Origin of the sequence: Flavobacterium sp. KMS, assembly GCF_000813005.1 — a bacterium.
Classification (GTDB): domain Bacteria; phylum Bacteroidota; class Bacteroidia; order Flavobacteriales; family Flavobacteriaceae; genus Flavobacterium.
Map to the genome: position 1 here is coordinate 56383 of NZ_JSYP01000016.1, position 19890 is coordinate 76272.

Below are 19890 nucleotides of genomic sequence, written 5' to 3' on the forward strand. Positions count from 1 at the left end.
CGGATTAAACACAATATTCATTTTTACAGGAAAGACAAGTTTGGGGCTTACTTAACTTTTCTTAATTAATTACTCAACGGTAAAAAATTTAGCGAAAATGGCATGCGGATAACACAGATTCGCCAAAGCGAAAACACGGACAAACACGGATTTCTTCTCGTCCCGAATACTTAACTTTTCTTAATTACTTACATGGTGAAAATTCAGCGCAAATGACACACGGATTAAACGGATTAAACGGATTCGCTAAAGCGAAAATACGGATAAATACGGATTTCTTCTCGTCCCGAATACTTAACTTTTCTTAATTACTTAATGGTGAAAATTTGCTTAAATCTTCTATGTATCAAATAAAAAATTCCAAACCCTAAACTTTTTATTATATCGTTTAGAATCTGGAATTTTATTTCAGATTTTGAATTGTCTTTAAGACCTATTCAATGTCTTTTATTTCAAATCTTTAGCATTTTTAACTTTCTGATCTGTTAAAGCAAGAGCTAAAACTTCACTCATTTCTTTCACATAATGAAAAGTTAAACCTTCTAAATATTCTGGTTTTATTTCATCAATATCACTTTTGTTTTCATGACATAAAATAATCTCTTTAATGTTAGCTCTTTTGGCAGCCAATATTTTTTCTTTGATTCCGCCTACTGGCAATACTTTTCCACGCAAAGTGATTTCTCCAGTCATTGCAGTGTTTTTCTTCACTTTAGTTTGTGTTAATAATGACACTAATGAAGTTAACATTGCAATACCTGCACTCGGACCATCTTTAGGAGTTGCTCCTTCTGGTACGTGAATATGAATATTGTATTTCTGGAACAATTCTGGATTCAATCCTAGTTTCTTAGCATTTGCCTTAATATACTCTAATGCAATTGTAGCCGATTCTTTCATTACAGTTCCTAAATTCCCTGTAATGCTCAAAGAACCTTTTCCTTCGGATATTAATGATTCTATAAAAAGAATATCTCCACCAACGCTTGTCCAAGCTAGTCCTGTTACTACACCAGCAACATCATTGCTTTCGTATTTATCACGCTCTAATCTTGGTACACCTAATATCTTAACGATATCTTCGTCGGTTACTTTTTTATTGTACTCCTCCTCCATCGCTACCGATTTAGCAGCATTACGGATTACTTGAGCCATTTTATTTTCAAGATTACGAACACCTGATTCTCTGGTATATCCTTCAACGATTTTTTCTAATTGTTTTTTACCAATAGTCAAATCTTTTGCAGTTAAACCATGAGCCAAAAGTTGTTTTGGAAACAAGTGCTTACGTGCAATTTCTACTTTTTCTTCAATTGTATATCCAGACATTTTGATAACTTCCATTCTGTCTTTTAACGCTGGTTGAATAGCCGACATATTATTAGAAGTTGCAATAAACATTACTTTAGATAAATCATATCCCATTTCAAGGAAGTTATCATAAAAAGCATTGTTTTGTTCTGGATCTAAAACTTCTAGTAAAGCTGATGATGGATCACCGCTATTACTATTTGATAATTTATCGATTTCGTCTAAAACAAAAACTGGATTAGAAGTTCCAGCTTTTTTCAAACTCTGGATTATTCTACCTGGCATTGCTCCAATATATGTTTTTCTGTGTCCACGTATTTCGGCTTCATCACGTAATCCACCAAGCGAAATACGTACATATTCTCTACCTAAAGCTTCGGCAACAGATCTTCCTATCGATGTTTTACCAACTCCCGGAGGTCCTGTTAAACATATAATTGGTGATTTCATGTCATTTCGCAATTTTAAAACTGCCAAATGCTCAATCATTCTTTTCTTTACTTCTTCTAAACCAAAATGATCTCTATCTAATACTTTTTGAGCATGTTTTAAGTCAAAATTATCTTTAGAGAATGTTCCCCAAGGTAATTCCAGAAATAACTCTAGATAGTTTCTTTGGATACCAAAATCTGGCGATTGCGGATTCATTCTTCGCATTTTAGACAATTCTTTCTCGAAATGTTTTTGCGTTTTCTCATCCCAAATCTTTTCTTTGGCTTTTAGACTCATCTCGTCCATTTCTTCCTCTTGCGAAACACCACCCAATTCTTCCTGAATGGTTTTCATTTGCTGATGCAAGAAATACTCACGTTGTTGCTGATCTAAATCAAAACGAACCTTTGATTGTATATCGTTTTTCAGTTCTAATTTTTGCAACTCAACGTTCATGTAACGTAACGTTTCAAGCGCACGGTCTTTTAAGCCATTTATCGAAAGTAATCCTTGCTTTTCTTTCACCGATAAATTCATATTCGACGAAACAAAATTGATTAAAAACGATTGGCTTTCAATATTTTTAATTGCAAATGTAGCTTCAGATGGGATACTTGGGCTTTCTTTAATAATCTGGATTGCTAATTCTTTTATAGAATCAACAATAGCATTAAACTCTGTATCGTTTTTATCTGGACGCGTTTCTTCAACCTCTTTTACATTTGCAGTAATATAAGGTTCTTCAGAAATTACCTCAGCAATTTCAAAACGTTTTTTTCCTTGTAAAATAACCGTGATGTTTCCATCAGGCATTTTCAAGACACGAAGAATTCTCGCAACTGTTCCTACCTTATGAATATCATCTTTGGATGGATCTTCGTCTTCTTCATTTATCTGAGATACAACTCCGATGATTTTATCACCCGCATTTGCATCATTTATAAGTTTTATAGATTTATCTCTACCTGCAGAAATAGGAATAACAACTCCTGGAAATAAAACAGTGTTGCGTAAAGGTAAAATTGGTAACGAAAAAGGTAATTCTTCGTTATTCATTTCTTCCTCATCTTCAGGAGTCAATAACGGTATTAATTCGGCTTCAGAATCAAATTCTTGAAGTGACAGATTGTCAATAGTAAGTATTTTATGATTTGACATAGTATAATATAAGTCGTTTTGTCATTAAAAAAATAAATTCAAATCGCAAATTATCGAATAAACTTGCTTAATCTCAAATAAAAACGCCACAGGAGCTTAATTTATTTGCATAACTATAAAAATAGACAATCATTGTGCCAAACAAATGCAAACAACGACTTTGATTTTTAAGAATCGGCAATATAGAAAGTTTCGCTTTAAATTAAAGCCTCAAAAAAACTTTTATAAAAAATTTACATTTAATTTTATCAAAAGTGTAACAAACCAAAAAAACCACCGTCATTAATAAAAACCATTAGACGCTACTTGAATATAACTAACCAAAATATCGAAGAATTAATAACATTGTGCAAACAAAAGAATCAAAAAGCACAATTTGAAGTATACAACAGATACTGTAAAGCCATGTATAATGTTGCGTATCGTATTGTAAAAGACGAACACTATGCTCAAGATGTTATGCAAGAAGCTTTTCTTAAAGCATTCACCAAAATTGATGACTATAAACAAGAAGTCGCTTTTGGAGCCTGGCTCAAGAAAATCGTAATTAATTACAGTATTGATTTTTACAAAAAAAACAATAAGTTTCAAATAGAAGATCTTAGTAAGACTTTATACAAAATAGAGGAAAATGATAGTTTCTTTTCTGAAAATCTAGATCTGGATTCTCTGAAAGTAAAACAAGTCATGGAAGCTATTTTAAGTTTAAAGGATAACTATCGAATGGTTTTGACCTTATTTTATATTGAAGGGTACGATCAAGAAGAAATAAGTGAAATACTTACTATTAGCTATGCCAACTGCCGGACCACATTAAACAGAGCTAAAAACAGTTTAAGAAAAAAATTAGAGGAGATATGAAATCGCCACTTAAACAATTTTGTGGGAACAAAGAACTAATTATCAAAAAGGCGATACTATATATCACCTCTAAAAAATAAAAATTTGGATATATGAAAAAGGAAAATGACAAATTAGACCAATTATTTGAAAAGTTTGAAAACCAGTGGGATATTCAGGAGATGGAACCCCAACATGAAGCAGATTTTTTAAATAAATTAAAGAAAACAAAACCGAAAAAGAATTATACAATTACATATGCTATCGCTGCTTCGATAGTACTTATGCTGGGGATTTCTGTGTTTTTTAATGCAAATCAAAAACCAAAAGAATTAAAATTTGCCTCGCAGGAAACCAAAAGAACAGATTCTATTTTTGGAGCTCTAATTGCCAATGAACTTGAAAAACTTCATGACAAGAAATCGCCCGAAAACGAGCAAATAATTAGCGATGCCCTTAAACAAATGAAAGTTATGGATAATGATTATGCAAAAATCATTACCGAACTACAAAAAAACGGCGAAAACAAACAGATTATTTACGCTATGATTAGCAATTTACAAACCCGTATTTCATTCTTGCAAAATGTATTAACCCGTATTGACGAAAATGAAAAATTTAAAAACAGCACTCATGAAAAAACACTATAACTTCCTTATCTTATTACTGATAATTCCTTTTTTAGGATTTGCAAACGACGATGGTTATTCGACAAAGCAAAAAGTTATCAAAAAAACCTATATCGTTAACTCTGATGCTGGAATAGATATAGACAGTAAATACGGAAATATCACGGTTACAACCTGGGATGAAGATAAAATTGATATTGAAGTAATTATAAAAGTATCTGGAAACAATGAAAACTGGGTAAACGAAAAATTAAACAGTATCAATGTAAATATCACAGCATTAAAATCAATGCTTACTGCTAGCACAAGCATTGGGAACTCAACATACAAAAGCAAAGGGAGTAATAATAGTTTTGAGATTAATTACACCTTAAAAATCCCGAAAAATGGAACTGTAAAGCTTAATAATAAATACGGAAATATCACTACAGGAGATTTAGCATCAACTACAGATATCTTTTGTAAATATGGCAAAGTAAACCTGGGCAGATTAAATGGGAATGCAAATACAATTCATATAGAATATTGTCAAAACTCTAGCATACAATATATTAAAAACGGAAATCTAGAAGCGAGATATTCAGGACTTAAAATTAATAGTGCTGGAAGAATTAATCTTAACACCAATTATACTGATATTGTTATGGGGGATGGTCAGAATATTAGGTACGATTGTAATTACGGAACATTTAAATTTCAGAAAATGGGTTCTATTGCAGGAGCAGGAAATTATCTGACTGTTAATATTGGTGAAATTTTAAATACATTAAGCATAGATCTTAATTATGGTAATCTGGCTGTAGGAATCATAAACGAAAAAGCCAATAATATAAATGTTACCTCTGGATATTCGGATATATCACTGGGATATGATAGCAACTATGCTTTCGACTTTGATATTTCGGCAAGATATTCTGGCATAAAAACCGATTCTTCTCTTCAGATTTCTAATAGTGAAGAAAAGAGTAATGCAAAAAAAATCGACGGGTTTTACAAGAAAAAAGGACAAAACAAAGTCGTTCTTATCTCAAGTTATGGAAGTATATCATTAGTTAAAAAACAATAAATCATTAAAAATCAATCAAAAAATGAAAAAATCAATTCAATTATTAGTTTGTAGCGTATTCTTTTTAAGTACAGTTGCCAATGCACAATGGTCTAAAGAACGCATAAAAGGAAATGGAAAAGTTGTAACCAATACTCGCTCAACTGGCTCTTATGATGATATTAAAGTAATGGGATCGTTTGATGTCGATTTAGTTGCAGGGAAAGAAGGTGCAATTATAGTTAAAGCCGAAGAAAATTTACAACAGTATATTAAAGTTGAAGTTGAAGGCAATGTCCTTAAAATTTACACCGAAAAAAACAAAAATATTAGTTCGAGCATGGGTAAAAACATCCAACTAACTATTCCTTTCGAAAAAATATCTAGTGTTACACTTTCAGGATCTGGAGATGTAAGATCTAAGAGTACAATAAAATCTGATTCTTTTTCGGCAGCGTTATCAGGCTCAGGAAATTTAGATCTAGATGTTGACACAACTTCATTTAACCTTGCCGTAAGCGGTTCCGGAGATGTTGTTTTAAAAGGAAATACTGGAAATTTCACAACAAAATTGTCTGGTTCTGGCGATATCGATTCGGATGCATTAAAAGCTAAAAATGTAGATATTACCATTTCTGGATCTGGAGACAGCAAAGTTTTTTGTAGCGAAAACCTAAAAGCCAGAGTTTCGGGTTCAGGCGATATTCAATATAAGGGAGATCCCAAAACAAAAGATACCAAAGTAAGCGGCTCAGGAAGTATCTCGAAAGCCTAAAAAATAAAGATCCCAAAGAAGCAATAATTATTAAACAAAAAAAACTAACTATGAAAAATATAATTATTGCTTTTTTATTAAGCATTGGTTTTTCATGCTCAAGTCAGCAAAAAATAAACACTCTTAGCGAAAAAGAAATTTTCGCATCTATAGATAAAAATGCCAATGCATTACTAAAAGATTCAAAAGCCTATTCGGTTTCTATTGGTATAATAAAAGACGGCAAAACGTATACCAGACATTATGGCGAAATAGATAAAGGAAAAGGGAATAAAGCCACAAACGAAACGCTATTTGAAATAGCGTCTACTACTAAAGTATTTACAGGAACTCTTGTTGCAAATGCAGTTTTAGATGGAAAATTAAAATTAGACGATGATATTCGAAAGTATCTCAATGAAGGATTCCCGAATTTAGAATTTAAAGGAACTCCTATCAAAATAAAAAATCTAATTACACACCGAAGCGGAATTCTAACTCCTTTTCCTGATACCAAAGAAATAAGACAAAAATTTAGTCCTGATAGCTTTCTTGTTCATAAAAACAGACTAGATAAATCTTACACCAAAACTGATTTTTTTAACGCTTTAAGAAAAGTAAAAGTTGATACTTTACCAGGCTCAAGCCCAGCGTTTAAATACGGAGCTTTAGGTCCCGAATTATGTGCACATATTTTGGAAAATGTTTACAAAAAAAATTATGAAGACCTATTGCGTCAGGTGATTTTTGACAAAGCAGGAATGAAAAACACAAAGGTAAAATTAGCTCCTAATGATGTTCTTGCAAATGGTTATAACGGAAGTGGATTGTTAATGACAAATTTATCGAGCAATCTTTGGGGAGCTTCAAAAATGCTAAAATCTACAATGAGTGATTTAATGAAATTCATAAAATTTGAATTAGATACGACCAATAAGGTTGTAATAGAATCGCATCGAAGAATCTATGTAAATGGTGATATGGGCTATTTTTGGGAAATTCAGGAGAACAGTAACAAAAAGCTTAGTTATGCCAAAGATGGTGGCTCTAATGGCACGCAAAATATGCTAAAAATATATCCTGAATATAATTTAGGTTTTATAATTATTATGAATCAAAGCGATAACAATTCAGGCACTTACCTTGAAGCTGCATCTCTAGGTTTATTGACCGATTTAAAAAACTCTGGCAAATAAAGCCGAAGGGATATAATCCCTAAAAAACCCTTTTAAAACTCGATAAAAATGAGACGGATAATTTATATTTTCCTTCTGGTGCTTTCTTGTGCCCTGTCTTTTGGGCAAAAAAGAGAATATACGGAAAAACCAGCAAATAAAATCATCGCCCTAGATAGCCTAAAGGCTAGCACTGCATCATTAATGACGAAGTATAACCTTAAAGGACTGAGTGTTGCTGTTTTTGAAAACTATAAAATAATCTGGACAAATGAATGGGGAACAAAAGCAGCAGATTCTGAAGAAAAAATCAATCCAAATACCGCATTTTCAACAGCATCAATCTCTAAACCTATCACCGCAATAGTTTGTGCGATTCTAGAAGAAAAAGGCATAATTAACCTAGATGATCCAATTTCTAAATATCTTAAAAGATGGCAATTACCAAAAAGTGATTTTACAAAAGATATCGATGTAACGTGGAAACAACTTTTATCTCATACTGCTGGAACAAGTCAGGGAGGTTTCGAAGATTATTACACAGGAGATTCAATACCGACAATTATAGAGAGTTTACAAGGAAAATTGCTTCCAAGGTCTAAAGAGGCAATTAAATTCCTATTTAAACCAGGAACTAATTGGGAATATAGCGGTGGTGGTTATGTAATTATTCAATGCGCTCTCGAAGATCATCTTGGCAAACCACTTGCCGAAATTGTAAAAGAATACCTTATTGATCCTTTAAAGTTGCAAAACTCAACAATGTTACAGCCTAATGAAAAAGGATTTTTAACCAACATTGCTAAAGTACATAATAGCAAAGGCAAAATCATTAGAACAGGAATCCCTATAACGCCTCAAGTAGCGCCATCGGGCTTATGGTCTACTCCTACTGATTTGGCAACAATTACCATCGAAATACAAAAGGCTTTATTAGGAAAAGGAAATAAAGTAATTTCTACGGCTGTTGCCAAAAAAGTTACCAATATTGTTACCCTCAACGGTGCCAGAGGCTGGAGTTACGGTTGGCAACGAAGTCTGGGATGGGGAAATCAAGATTGGTTCTCTCATGATGGTTCTAACACTGGAACAGGCGGAGAATTATTAGGCACAATGACAAATGGTAATGGAATAGCTATTTTGGCAAATGGTGATAAACCTAATCGTTTACCTCTAATGAGCTATGTAGAGAAAGAAGTCATTAATAAACTTAATTGGTATACACCTATTAATGAAAAAACTACAAAGGATATTCCTTTGGCGTTAAGCAAAGCTATAAAAGGATATTATACTGAAATCTTATATGGATATGACAGAATGGGAACTACTCAAATATTTGAAGAGAACAAAAAGCTATACCTCAACTCTCCGTTTTTAAAAGAAAATTTTGAGGAGGACAAAAGCAAAATGTACTATATAGGGAACAATACTTTTAAGATTAATAATTATCCAAATACCATTCAATTTAACTTAAACGGAAGTAATGAATTAAAAGGAATAACTATTTCTCGCCAAGGTTATAAGGTAAAAAATCTAGAACTCACGCTGGATCAAATAAGAACTCCTCAAACAGAAACAATCGAAATTTTTAGTGATGCTAATTTTGAAATGGCTGTTGCCAAATTCAATAAATTGAGATTAAAATATCCAGATTTCAATTTTGAAAATACATTAAACAATTTAGGGTATAGTTTTTACAACAAAAATCAGACGAATCTTTCTATTCAAATTTTCGCTCTTAATTGTAATGAATACCCAAATTCGGCTAATACATACGACAGTTTAGGGGAAATTTATGAATTGACTGGGAATCTAAATCTTGCAAAAAAGAACTATCAAAAATCACTAGAATTAAATCCTAAAAATGATAATGCCAAGCAAATGCTCGCTAAAATCGAAAACAGAATAAACAAATAATTTTTACTTCGCCACAACATATTAATAGTGGCGAAGTAATTATCTTATAATTATATTTTACTTATTTACCATGTCATTTTTAGGTATTCTTCTTAATAGAAAAATAGCTACTACAAAAAAGATTCCTAAAATTACAATCGCTGCGCGCGGACTTCCCGTTATTTGATCAATTATACCGTAAACACACATTCCGATTACAATTCCAACTTTTTCAGCCACATCATAAAAACTAAAGAATGAAGCAGTATCTTCTGTTTCAGGTAATAACTTGGAATACGTAGAACGTGACAACGCTTGAATACCTCCCATTACAAATCCAGCAACTGTAGCCATCACATAAAAATGAATTGGTAATGTGATGAAAAAAGCTAGTGCACAAAAAATTGCCCAAATAATATTAATTACAATCAAGGTTGGAATATTTCCAAATTTTGCAGAAGCTCTCGAAGTAAATACAGCACCAATAACAGCTACTAATTGAATTATTAAAATACATTTAATTAACCCAATAGTGCTTTCTTCTTCGGATGACCATTGAATTTCCTGTGCTCCAAAATAAGTAGCAACAAGCATAACGGTTTGAACTGCCATACTTGAAACGAAAAATCCGCCCAAATATCTTCGTAAAGGAATATTTTGTTTCAATAATGCCCAGACTTTTTTTAATTCTTTAAAGCCATTAAAAATTACAGATCTAGTTAATTTTTCTCCTTTATCTTTACTTCCTTTTGGTAAATAATAGTAGGTATACTGACTAAATAATATCCACCAAACTCCTACCATTAAAAAGGAATAACGCATAGCCACATTTGAAGCTTTTTCTGTTTCTGTTCCTTCAATTCCAAACCACTCTGGTTTCATTATCATAGCTAAATTGAGAAGTAATAAAACAACACTACCTATATATCCTAAAGAATATCCTTTGGCACTAATATTATCCTGCTGCTCTACAAAAGCTATATCTGGCAAATACGAATTATAAAAAACCAAACTTCCCCAATATCCCAGTAATCCCAGAAAATAAAATGCTAATCCTACGTATATATTCTCAAGGTTAAACCAATATAGTCCCATACAAGATAAGGCTCCCATATAGCAAAAGAACTTCATAAATGTTTTTTTGTCTCCCACATAATCAGCAATTCCTGATAATAACGGGGAAATAAAAGAAACAACCAAAAAGGCCATCGCAGTTATAAAACTAATTAAAGCAGAATTTTTAAGATTCATCCCAAAAACATGAATGTAATGATCACGTTCTGCAAACAAAGCTTCGTAAAATATTGGGAATACTGCCGATGCTATAGTCAGAGTATAAACCGAGTTTGCCCAATCATAAAATGCCCACGCATTTAATAATTTCTTATCACCTTTTGGTAAGTTTTTCATAAAAATAGTTTCGTTAATAGGCTGCGAATTTATCTATTTATTATTTGTAATTAAATAGATTTCTGAAAAAACATACATTAAATAACCTGTTGTTGATAATTTTTTATCCTTCTCAACCACATCATTTTACAACTCGATAAAAAGCTTAAAAAATAGTTATGTTTTCTTAAAACAAAATACGTCTTATTTTAAAAAGCAAAATATAGTCTTATTTAAACATTTTAATAATCTTTTGGGGTAATCTTAAGACTTCTGTCAAGGTAATTTTGTTTCGAATTTAAAAAAAATAAATCATGAAAAAAATCTTCTACTTATTTATTGCTGGTTTTATGACGCTTACATCATGTTCCAATGATAATGATTTGAGCAAAGACCTTTCCTCGACCGTTACTGATCCTACCAAAGTAATCAATGCGTCCGGATCTGCAGATGGGGTAACTTATAAACTCCAAAACTTAACTGTAAACCCAGATTTAACAAAAATTTCTTCTGAAAATGCTATAATTACTAGCTCAGAGGCAGAAATGAAAAGTGGTAATTTCGAAATTGAAACTTCAACTTCTGACGTAGTTGAAAAACTTATTGCTGGAAACTTAATTTACTTAACATCTGATGAAGGTAAAGTATATTTCAGAACAATAGCTAGTGTTACTAAGAACAATAATAGCTACTCACTGAAAACAGCTGATGCTCATATAGGGGATTTATTTCAAGGTGGTTCTATTGAACTATCGATGGATGTACAAGAAAATGAAAAAGCTTTAAGATCTAAAAACACTTCATTACTTACTGCAAGAGGTAATTATGACAACAGTTTTACTTATGACATTTTCAATAACATCACTGAATATAAGGCTGACGGTTTCTCTATGAGTCCAAATACTTCTGTAAATTCAGTTCTTAGCATGAAAATAGGATTCGGAAAGTCTAAATTACTTCCTAACGAAATTGAAGTGTATTATCAAATTAACAGCGCTATCAACCCATATTATAACTTTGCTGGAGCTGTAAATAAAAAATACTCTTATAACCTAATCGATAATGTTCCTGCAAATCTTTTAGACTTACTTAAAAAAGTACAAATAGATGTTACTATTCCTGCTGGAGATCTTTTAGGAGATATTCCTGCAAAAATAAGTATTGATGAAATTGCTTTCCCAATGGAAGTTGAAGCTAACTTATCAAAAAGTTCTCATTTTGCCATTAATTCAAATGGAATATTCAAAATAGGATTTGCTTATTATAATGGTATTCCTGGAAAAAAGAGTCATTTTATCTATGAAAATACTATCACAAATTCAAAAATTACTGAAGGTGATTTAGCAGGAGAAGTTAGTACGGATATGAAAATATCAATCAAACCTAAAATTCAATTATTAGATTCTAATATTTTAGATGTAAAAGGAAATATTGTATTCGGAATAAACAGCTTTACTATTGGAAACGGAAGTTTAACTCAACCATCTGCTTTTGCTTCTACAGGAAATTTCTATTCTTCAGGAACTTTCTCTTTTGGAGCTTTAGGATTAACTGTTTATACTACAGAATTATTTAAAGAAAACAAAGTATTATGGAATATTGGAGAATACAAAAAAACCATGACCGTATCTAATTTCAGATCAGTTAAAACTTCTGCATTACCTTGTAGTGGTCTTTATTCTTATGGTTTTGATGTTACTTTAGATTACAAATACCCAATTACTGGTAAAGTACTTTCTTCTGGTAACTTAGAAGTTACTTATGATGTATATTCGGATACAGGAACTGTATTAGAAACTGCCAAAAAAGTAACGGTTGCTGCAAAGGATATCACAGCAAATAGTTTTAAATTCAATCTTTGTATTCCATTCAGAAAAATCAATATTCTTAGTGTAGCAAAAACAAGTAATATCAAAAATATTACTATTAAAGATGCTAATGGTTACCTAGCTACTGGAGTTATTAACCCAGCAACAAATAGCGTATACCCACAAATGACTGTTACAAAATAACATTCAAACAAATACTAAATAGAAAAAGATTGACTTTAAAAGGTCAATCTTTTTTGTTTTAATTTATTCCAAGGTTTTTAATTATATATTTCAAAACCTATAAATTCTTTTTACTTAATAATACCAACTTTAAGCGCTGTAGCTTTTGCTTCTGGAATTAACGCATTTAAATTAGCAATTCTAGTAGCATCAGATGGGTGTGTACTAAGAAATTCTGGCGTTTGTCCCGAAGATTGAGCCGACATTCTTTTCCAAAAAGCTATAGATTCATCTACGTTATATCCTGCAATTGCCATAAGCGTTAACCCTATCTTATCAGCTTCACTTTCATTATTTCGGCTAAATGGGAGCATCACTCCTACTTGTGAGCCAATTCCATAATATTTTTGCCACATTTCTTGCTTGTCAGCACTCTGGCTACCTGTTACTGCAGCAACTCCTACTGCACCTAATTGTTGTAATTGAGCTGCACTCATACGTTGTGCACCGTGATTAGCCAAAGCATGCGAAACCTCATGCCCTAGAACTGTTGCTAAACCAGCATCATCTTTAGTTACTGGCAAAATACCAGAATAAACTACAATTTTACCTCCTGGCATACACCAGGCATTCACCTCTTTATTATCTACCAATTTATATTCCCAGCGATAATCTTTAAGATATTGAGATTGTCCTAAGTAAGTTAGATATTTCTCGGCTGCTGCTTTAATTTTCATTCCAACAACTTCAACTCGCTTAGCATCGGCAGTTCCTGTAATTACTTTATTTTCTTTAATAAAAGTATTGTACTGCTGAAACGAAGATGGAAATAACTCACTATTAGAAACAAAATTAAGACTCTTTTTTCCCGTAACAGGATTTACTGCACATGAATACACTGAAGCTATAGTGAATATTCCCAACAATAATTTATTTCTCATGACTTTTACATTTAATGACATACAAAAATACGATTATTCTAAATTCATTTTTTATACAATTCGTTTAAAAAATATCATAATTAGATTATTATCCTATGCATCGCACATTTATTAAATTATAACTTATCAATAGATTTTATTAATTGTGTTACTTTTATATTTTTAAAATTTGATTACAACAAAAGCTCCTTAAAACGTATTATAATGTCTAAAAAAAAGCCTAGCCCTGCAGAATCATTAAAAGTTCCTCAATTTATAATATTTACAGGCAAACTCCTTAATTTCATTTCACCTAAGTGGGTTACTTCCTATGCAATAAAACTTTTTATAACTCCAATAAAACATAAAGTTCCGAAAAGAGAACTAGAAATGGATCATAAAAGCATCCAGAATACAATAAAAGTTCCTGCGATTAATAAAGAAGTTGTTGTTTATAAGTTTGGCCAAAGCCAAAAAAAGATTCTATTGGTTCATGGTTGGTCAGGCCGCGGAACGCAATTATTTAAGATTGCCGATGAACTACTTAAGCATGGTTATGAAACCATAAGTTTTGACGCTCCTGCTCACGGAAAATCTCCTGGAAAAACTACTCATATGGTAGATTTTATTGCTTCAATCTTAGAGATTGAAAAACAATATGGTCCTTTTGTAGCTGCAGTCGGGCATTCATTAGGCGGTATGTCTGTATTAAACGCTATTAAGCAGGGACTAAAGATTAATCGAGCAGTACTTATTGGTAGCGGTGATATTGTTCAGGATATTGTTGATGACTTTGTTGCTAAACTAGAATTAAAACCAGAAATAGGCATTCGTTTACGTGACTATTTTGAAGAAAAGCACAACATAAAAATGAATGATTTTTCGGCATATATAGCCGCAGCAGCTGTAACTATTCCTGTCTTGGTTATTCATGATAAAGATGACCCTGAAGTTGCCGTAAAAGCTGGAATTCATATTAATGAACATTTACAAAATGGTACACTAATATTAACTGAAGGATTAGGTCATCGAAAAATATTAGGCAATACTAATGTTATTAATAAAACCGTACAATTTATCGAACATAAGTAACTAATTTTGTTAGTCTTACTTTTTGATAAAATAAATTAAAATAAAACACATGAAATATCCAATCGAAAAAACAGAACAAGAATGGAGAGAGCAACTTGGTAATGACCGTTATCAAGTACTTCGCCAAAAAGGAACTGAACGCCCGCATACTGGAGAATACAATCTTCATTTCGAAAAAGGCGTTTATTGTTGTGGTGCTTGTAATGAACTTTTGTTTGAGAGCAACTCAAAATTTGATGCACATTGTGGATGGCCTTCATTTGACGAATCGATTCCAGGTAAAGTAGAATATATCTCGGATGTGAGCCATGGTATGAAAAGAACTGAAATTTTATGTGCCAATTGCGGAAGTCACTTGGGACATGTATTTAACGATGGTCCGACTGAAACTGGACAACGCTATTGTGTAAATTCCTTATCGATAGATTTTAAAGACAAATAGTCATGGATTTATTTGGAGATTCGCCAAATTGGAAAGAAAATCTAGAGCCTCTTCTTGCTAAATATAAGGGAAGAAAACATCCTTTGGATTATAAAAACACGTATCAGCTGCTTGTAATAGTCATATTGTCTGCACAAGATTCTGATGCAAATATTAACTCCATTGCACCTACATTCTTTGCTAAATATCCAAATATGCAAAGTCTTGCTGCAACAAATCTGGAAGAACTTTTTGCTGACATTAGTAAAGTTAGAAACTACAGAACGAAAGCGGAATGGTTAATAGAAATTGCAAATACTCTTAAAAAAGATGAAAACATCCCGATGAAAATGAAAGATCTGGTTGTTTTAAAAGGTATTGGTCGAAAATCTGCAAATGTAATTTTGAGAGAATCGAAAAAACCTGCAGAAGGAATTATTGCTGATTTACACGTTATACGAGTTGCTCCAAGAATTGGATTAACAAATGAATCTAAAGACGGTAATAAAGTAGAGAAAGAATTAATGCAGATTTTACCAAAGGATATTTGGGGAGAAATAGGAATGGCAATATCATTTTTAGGAAGAGAAATTTGTCGTCCAAAACCAAAATGCAATGAATGTCTGATTAACTCACATTGCAATTATTATCTCAGTTCTTAAAAATTAATAGAGAAAGAAGATGCACTGCGGTACATCTTTACAAAGCATAAAAAAACCGAGATATAAATCTCGGTTTTTTTATGCTTGCAAAATAATTTTACATTTTTGCTTTCAATGCTTTGTATTCAGCTGTCATTTCAAGTGCGCTGTAAACGTTTAAAAGTGTCTTAGAAATATCCTCATTTTTAGGATCTAACTCAGAAGCTTTTTTAAGATAAGGAATTGTGCTTTTAAAAAGATTATTTCTTTTAGCTTTCAATTCATCATAACGCTTCATATCTTTTGCAGATGTCCCAAGCTTGTTCATTTCATCAATTATAGGCTTTTCGTCCTCTAATTTTAATGCAGCCAGGTTAATATAAGCATTAGTATAATCAGGCTTGATTTCGATTACTTTAGTATAATATTTCTCAGCATCAGCAGCATTTTTAGCATTTCCGCTAAGTACACCTAAGTTAAAAAGTAAATCAGGATCGTTTGGATTGTTTTTCAAAACCTCTCCGATTAATTTTTTATAAGTCTCAAAGTCCTTAGTTTCTAAGTATAAATTTGCCTCAGTCAAGATTAATGAAGAATCTTCTGGATTTGCAGCTCTAGCTTCAGCTACTGCTTTTTTAGCTTCTTCAATTTTACCACTTTGAACTAAAATAAGAGTGATGTTTTTATAAATCTCACCTCTTTTAGAAGGAGAAACTTCTACTCTTGGTTTTTCATGAGTTCCAATCTTAACAGCAAGATCTCTTTCACTTGCAGTATTAAATGCATTTTCTTCTCCTGAAGCTTTGTTTGTTGCTAAGTAAGCTGTTCCTTTTCCTGAATAATTCAGTTTTTTTAATTCTTCATACAAAGGTAAAGCAGCTGTATAGTCTCCTGCATTTACATAAGTAGAAGCAGCATAATACAAATTAATAGTATCCTTTTTGTCTAACAAATAAGCATCATATATCTTTTTTGCACCATCAGCATTTTTATTAGCTTTTGAATCTGCTATAGCTCCATTAATCAATCTTCCTTTGATATCAGTAATTGAAGCAGCAGCCTGAGTTGAATACTTAACTTTTCCTGATGTTTTTTCAGTATCAATTAATGCTTTATATGCATCTGCAGCAAGTAGAAGGTATTTACTTTCTTCTACTCCTTTTTTTGCCATATCTAAATAAGCATTTCCTTTTACGAAATAATATTGAGCTTGCTCAGTATCTTTTGCATTTACAATTAGGTAATCTGCTGCATCCAGAATAGTAATAGCCGATTTAGAATCGCCATTTTTCAATGCTTTTTCAGCGTCTTTAATTTGATCTTTTTGAGCAAAAGTAGCTACCGATATCAATAATGCTGACGCTAGTATTACATATTTACTTTTCATAATTCTAATTTTTGATTTATTTAAATTGTTTGTTGGGTTCTTATTATTTATTCTTCAGACTCTTCCTCTTCTTCTGAATCATCTCCGTCTTCGTCCTCAACATCATCTTCGTCGTCTTCATCGTCTTCAACAACTCCATCGTCTTCAAGAACTTCTAAATCTGGTTTTACTCTTTCGATAACACTTTCGATAACATTACCATCTTCATCAACAATAACTTCTGCAACATCATCTTTCATAACTTTAGTAACAGCTGCAATAGAATCTTTACCTTTAAGGTTAATTAATCGAACACCTTGCGTTGCACGACCCATTACACGTAAATCTTCAATGGCCATTCTAATTGTTAATCCAGATTTATTGATAATCATTAAATCATCAGCATCTGTAACTGCGTTAATAGAGATAAGTTTACCTGTTTTTTCGGTAATATTAAGAGTTTTTACTCCTTTTCCTCCACGGTTAGTAATTCTGTAAACATCTTCTCCATCATCATCAACTAATTTAGTACGTTTACCGTATCCGTTTTCAGTTACAACAAGGATCTGTGAATCGTTAACGTTGTCTTTATCAACAGTAACCATACCAATTACTTCATCAGTATCGTCTTTTAAGGTAATTCCACGAACTCCAGAAGCTGTTCTTCCCATCGGACGCGTTTTGGTTTCCTCAAAACGAACCAATTTACCTGACTTAACAGCTAAGATAATTTGGCTTTCTCCGTTAGTTAATTTAGCTTCAAGTAATTCATCACCATCTTTAATAGTAATTGCAGCAACACCATTTACTCTAGGTTTAGAATATTTCTCTAAAGAAGTTTTCTTAACCTGTCCTTTTTTAGTTACCATTACAAGATTATGACTGTTGATATAATCTTTATCTTTTAAGTCTTGTGTACAAATGAAAGCTTTTACTTTATCATCGCTCTCAATGTTTACTAAGTTTTGGATTGCTCTACCTTTTGCCGTTTTGCTTCCTTCTGGAATTTCATAAACACGCATCCAGAAACATTTTCCTTTTTGGGTAAAGAACATCATATACTGGTGGTTGGTCGCTACGAACATATGCTCAAGGAAATCCTGATCTCTTGTTCCTGCACTTTTTTGTCCAACTCCTCCTCTATTTTGTGTCTTATATTCTGTTAAGTTTGTACGCTTGATATAACCTGCATGCGAAATTGTAATTACAACATTCTCATCGGCAATTAAATCTTCGATACTTACGTCTCCACCAGAATATTCAATTAATGAACGACGCGCATCTCCGTATTTATCACGGATTTCGATAAGTTCTTCTTTAATCAAATTAGTTCTTAAGTCTACATCTGCTAATAATGCTTTCAAATGATCGATTAATTTCATCAATTCATTATACTCATCTCTTAACTTATCTTGTTCCAGACCTGTTAATTGACGTAAACGCATCTCTACGATTGCACGTGCCTGAATATCTGATAATTTAAATCTTTCGATTAATTTCTCACGAGCTTCTTCGGTGTTTTTCGAACCTCTTATTAAAGCAATTACTTCATCAATATTATCTGATGCAATAATTAAACCTTCTAAGATATGAGCTCTTTCTTCTGCTTTACGTAATTCAAATCTTGTTCTACGAACTACAACATCATGACGGTGCTCAATAAAATAGTGAATCATATCTTTTAGATTCAACATTTGTGGGCGACCTTTTACCAGTGCAATATTATTTACACTAAAAGAAGATTGTAATGATGTATATTTATATAATGTATTTAAAACTACATTAGGAGTTGCATCACGTTTTAGGATATAAACGATACGCATACCGTTTCTATCTGATTCATCACGGATATTTGCAATTCCATCAATTTTTTTATCATTTACCAAATCAGCAGTACGTTTGATCATTTCTGCTTTATTAACTTGGTATGGAATTTCGGTAACGATGATACATTCTCTACCATCTACCTCTTCAAAACCTACTTTGGCACGCATTACAATACGTCCTCTACCTGTTTTAAATGCTTCACGAACGCCTTCATAACCATATATTATACCTCCTGTTGGAAAATCGGGAGCTTTAATATGAGTAATTAATTCGTCAATTTCAATATCGTTATTGTCAAGATACGCTAATGTACCATTGATAACTTCTGTTAAGTTGTGTGGTGGCATATTTGTAGCCATACCAACTGCAATACCTGTTGCTCCGTTAACCAATAAGGTAGGAACTCTGGTAGGCATTACTTTAGGCTCATATAAAGTATCATCAAAGTTCAATTGAAAATCAACTGTTTCTTTTTCGATATCAGCCATTATTTCTTCTGAAATCTTACGCATTCTAGCCTCCGTATAACGCATTGCTGCCGGGCTATCTCCATCTACAGAACCAAAGTTACCTTGGCCATCCACTAATAAATAACGTAAACTCCATTCTTGAGCCATACGTACCATGGCATCATATACTGAAGTATCTCCGTGTGGGTGATACTTACCTAAAACCTCCCCTACGATTCTCGCAGATTTTTTGTGGGCAGATTTTGATGTTACTCCTAAGTCATACATTCCGTAAAGAACTCTTCGATGCACTGGTTTCAAGCCATCTCTAACATCTGGAAGTGCTCTTGATACGATTACTGACATCGAATAATCGATGTAAGCTGATTTCATTTCATCCTCTATGTTAATAGGAATTAACTTTTCTCCTTCAGACATAAGTTGTTATATTAAAAAATTATATTAGTTTCAAAACGTGCCAATATACGCCTTTTTGAAATTTTTGAGGGTATTTTCCCCTACTTATTTCAATGATTTATTAACAACTTTATTTT

General features: G+C 32.3%; 15 protein-coding genes. 10 read left to right on the top strand and 5 right to left on the bottom strand.

Features of this window, described 5'->3' with window-relative positions:
- Positions 1-447 precede the first annotated feature (447 nt).
- On the bottom strand, positions 448-2901 hold the full coding sequence (gene lon, locus OA93_RS16585) for an endopeptidase La (protein ID WP_039114589.1): 2454 nt from the start codon (positions 2899-2901) through the stop codon (positions 448-450).
- A 306-nt stretch (positions 2902-3207) separates the two neighbouring features.
- Between lon and OA93_RS16590 the strand changes: the two genes are divergently transcribed.
- The 6 genes from OA93_RS16590 to OA93_RS16615 all read left to right on the top strand — a co-directional run bounded on the left by OA93_RS16590 (position 3208) and on the right by OA93_RS16615 (position 9261).
- Positions 3208-3762, top strand: coding sequence for an RNA polymerase sigma factor (locus OA93_RS16590; RefSeq protein ID WP_035627285.1), 555 nt, complete (start codon positions 3208-3210; stop codon positions 3760-3762).
- 92 nt (positions 3763-3854) lie between these two features.
- Entirely contained in the window at positions 3855-4391 is a 537-nt protein-coding gene (locus OA93_RS16595; protein WP_039114591.1) for a hypothetical protein, read from the top strand.
- Positions 4375-5436 (top strand): hypothetical protein, encoded by a 1062-nt coding sequence (locus OA93_RS16600; protein WP_039114632.1) that lies wholly within the window; start codon positions 4375-4377, stop codon positions 5434-5436. Before OA93_RS16595 ends, OA93_RS16600 begins: the two co-directional genes overlap by 17 nt.
- Positions 5437-5458: 22 nt before the next feature.
- Positions 5459-6190 (top strand): head GIN domain-containing protein, encoded by a 732-nt coding sequence (locus OA93_RS16605; protein ID WP_039114592.1) that lies wholly within the window; start codon positions 5459-5461, stop codon positions 6188-6190.
- A gap of 50 nt (positions 6191-6240) precedes the next feature.
- Entirely contained in the window at positions 6241-7365 is a 1125-nt protein-coding gene (locus OA93_RS16610) for a serine hydrolase domain-containing protein (protein ID WP_052259484.1), read from the top strand.
- Positions 7366-7413: 48 nt separating this feature from the next.
- Positions 7414-9261, top strand: coding sequence for a serine hydrolase (locus tag OA93_RS16615; RefSeq protein WP_082001831.1), 1848 nt, complete (start codon positions 7414-7416; stop codon positions 9259-9261).
- Positions 9262-9318: 57 nt separating this feature from the next.
- Here OA93_RS16615 and OA93_RS16620 read toward each other — a convergent pair whose 3' ends face one another.
- Positions 9319-10650 (bottom strand): MFS transporter, encoded by a 1332-nt coding sequence (locus OA93_RS16620; protein WP_039114593.1) that lies wholly within the window; start codon positions 10648-10650, stop codon positions 9319-9321.
- A gap of 293 nt (positions 10651-10943) precedes the next feature.
- Here OA93_RS16620 and OA93_RS16625 point away from each other — a divergent pair, with 293 nt between their 5' ends.
- A complete protein-coding gene (locus OA93_RS16625; RefSeq protein WP_039114594.1) occupies positions 10944-12641 on the top strand; it encodes a hypothetical protein in 1698 nt (565 codons plus the stop codon).
- Positions 12642-12751: 110 nt separating this feature from the next.
- Here the strand turns inward: OA93_RS16625 and OA93_RS16630 are convergent, their stop codons facing one another.
- Complete coding sequence (locus OA93_RS16630) at positions 12752-13561, bottom strand: M48 family metallopeptidase (RefSeq protein ID WP_039114596.1); 810 nt, start codon at positions 13559-13561, stop codon at positions 12752-12754.
- A 204-nt stretch (positions 13562-13765) separates the two neighbouring features.
- Between OA93_RS16630 and OA93_RS16635 the strand changes: the two genes are divergently transcribed.
- The 3 genes from OA93_RS16635 to nth are packed head-to-tail and all read left to right on the top strand — an operon-like array spanning position 13766 to position 15715.
- Entirely contained in the window at positions 13766-14632 is an 867-nt protein-coding gene (locus tag OA93_RS16635; protein WP_039114598.1) for an alpha/beta hydrolase, read from the top strand.
- Between the two features lie 49 nt (positions 14633-14681).
- Positions 14682-15074: a peptide-methionine (R)-S-oxide reductase MsrB gene (gene msrB, locus OA93_RS16640; RefSeq protein ID WP_039114599.1), complete on the top strand. Its 393-nt coding sequence runs from the start codon at positions 14682-14684 to the stop codon at positions 15072-15074.
- A gap of 2 nt (positions 15075-15076) precedes the next feature.
- Positions 15077-15715, top strand: a complete 639-nt coding sequence (nth, locus tag OA93_RS16645; protein WP_039114600.1) for an endonuclease III — start codon at positions 15077-15079, stop codon at positions 15713-15715.
- Between the two features lie 97 nt (positions 15716-15812).
- Here nth and OA93_RS16650 read toward each other — a convergent pair whose 3' ends face one another.
- Together OA93_RS16650 and gyrA are read right to left on the bottom strand one after the other, a co-directional pair.
- Positions 15813-17081 carry a tetratricopeptide repeat protein gene (locus OA93_RS16650; protein ID WP_039114602.1) on the bottom strand — a complete coding sequence of 423 codons (1269 nt, stop codon included), beginning with the start codon at positions 17079-17081 and terminating at the stop codon, positions 15813-15815.
- Positions 17082-17128: 47 nt separating this feature from the next.
- A complete protein-coding gene (gene gyrA, locus OA93_RS16655; protein ID WP_039114604.1) occupies positions 17129-19774 on the bottom strand; it encodes a DNA gyrase subunit A in 2646 nt (881 codons plus the stop codon).
- Between the last annotated feature and the right edge of the window lie 116 nt (positions 19775-19890).

Coding starts and splice junctions, on each gene's coding strand:
- OA93_RS16615 (WP_082001831.1), top strand. CDS start 7,414: ATGAGACGGATAATTTATATTTTCCTTCTGGTGCTTTCTTGTGCCCTG.
- OA93_RS16595 (WP_039114591.1), top strand. CDS start 3,855: ATGAAAAAGGAAAATGACAAATTAGACCAATTATTTGAAAAGTTTGAA.
- msrB (WP_039114599.1), top strand. CDS start 14,682: ATGAAATATCCAATCGAAAAAACAGAACAAGAATGGAGAGAGCAACTT.
- OA93_RS16635 (WP_039114598.1), top strand. CDS start 13,766: ATGTCTAAAAAAAAGCCTAGCCCTGCAGAATCATTAAAAGTTCCTCAA.
- nth (WP_039114600.1), top strand. CDS start 15,077: ATGGATTTATTTGGAGATTCGCCAAATTGGAAAGAAAATCTAGAGCCT.
- OA93_RS16630 (WP_039114596.1), bottom strand. CDS start 13,561: ATGAGAAATAAATTATTGTTGGGAATATTCACTATAGCTTCAGTGTAT.
- OA93_RS16610 (WP_052259484.1), top strand. CDS start 6,241: ATGAAAAATATAATTATTGCTTTTTTATTAAGCATTGGTTTTTCATGC.
- OA93_RS16650 (WP_039114602.1), bottom strand. CDS start 17,081: ATGAAAAGTAAATATGTAATACTAGCGTCAGCATTATTGATATCGGTA.
- OA93_RS16600 (WP_039114632.1), top strand. CDS start 4,375: ATGAAAAAACACTATAACTTCCTTATCTTATTACTGATAATTCCTTTT.
- gyrA (WP_039114604.1), bottom strand. CDS start 19,774: ATGTCTGAAGGAGAAAAGTTAATTCCTATTAACATAGAGGATGAAATG.
- OA93_RS16625 (WP_039114594.1), top strand. CDS start 10,944: ATGAAAAAAATCTTCTACTTATTTATTGCTGGTTTTATGACGCTTACA.
- OA93_RS16620 (WP_039114593.1), bottom strand. CDS start 10,650: ATGAAAAACTTACCAAAAGGTGATAAGAAATTATTAAATGCGTGGGCA.
- OA93_RS16605 (WP_039114592.1), top strand. CDS start 5,459: ATGAAAAAATCAATTCAATTATTAGTTTGTAGCGTATTCTTTTTAAGT.
- lon (WP_039114589.1), bottom strand. CDS start 2,901: ATGTCAAATCATAAAATACTTACTATTGACAATCTGTCACTTCAAGAA.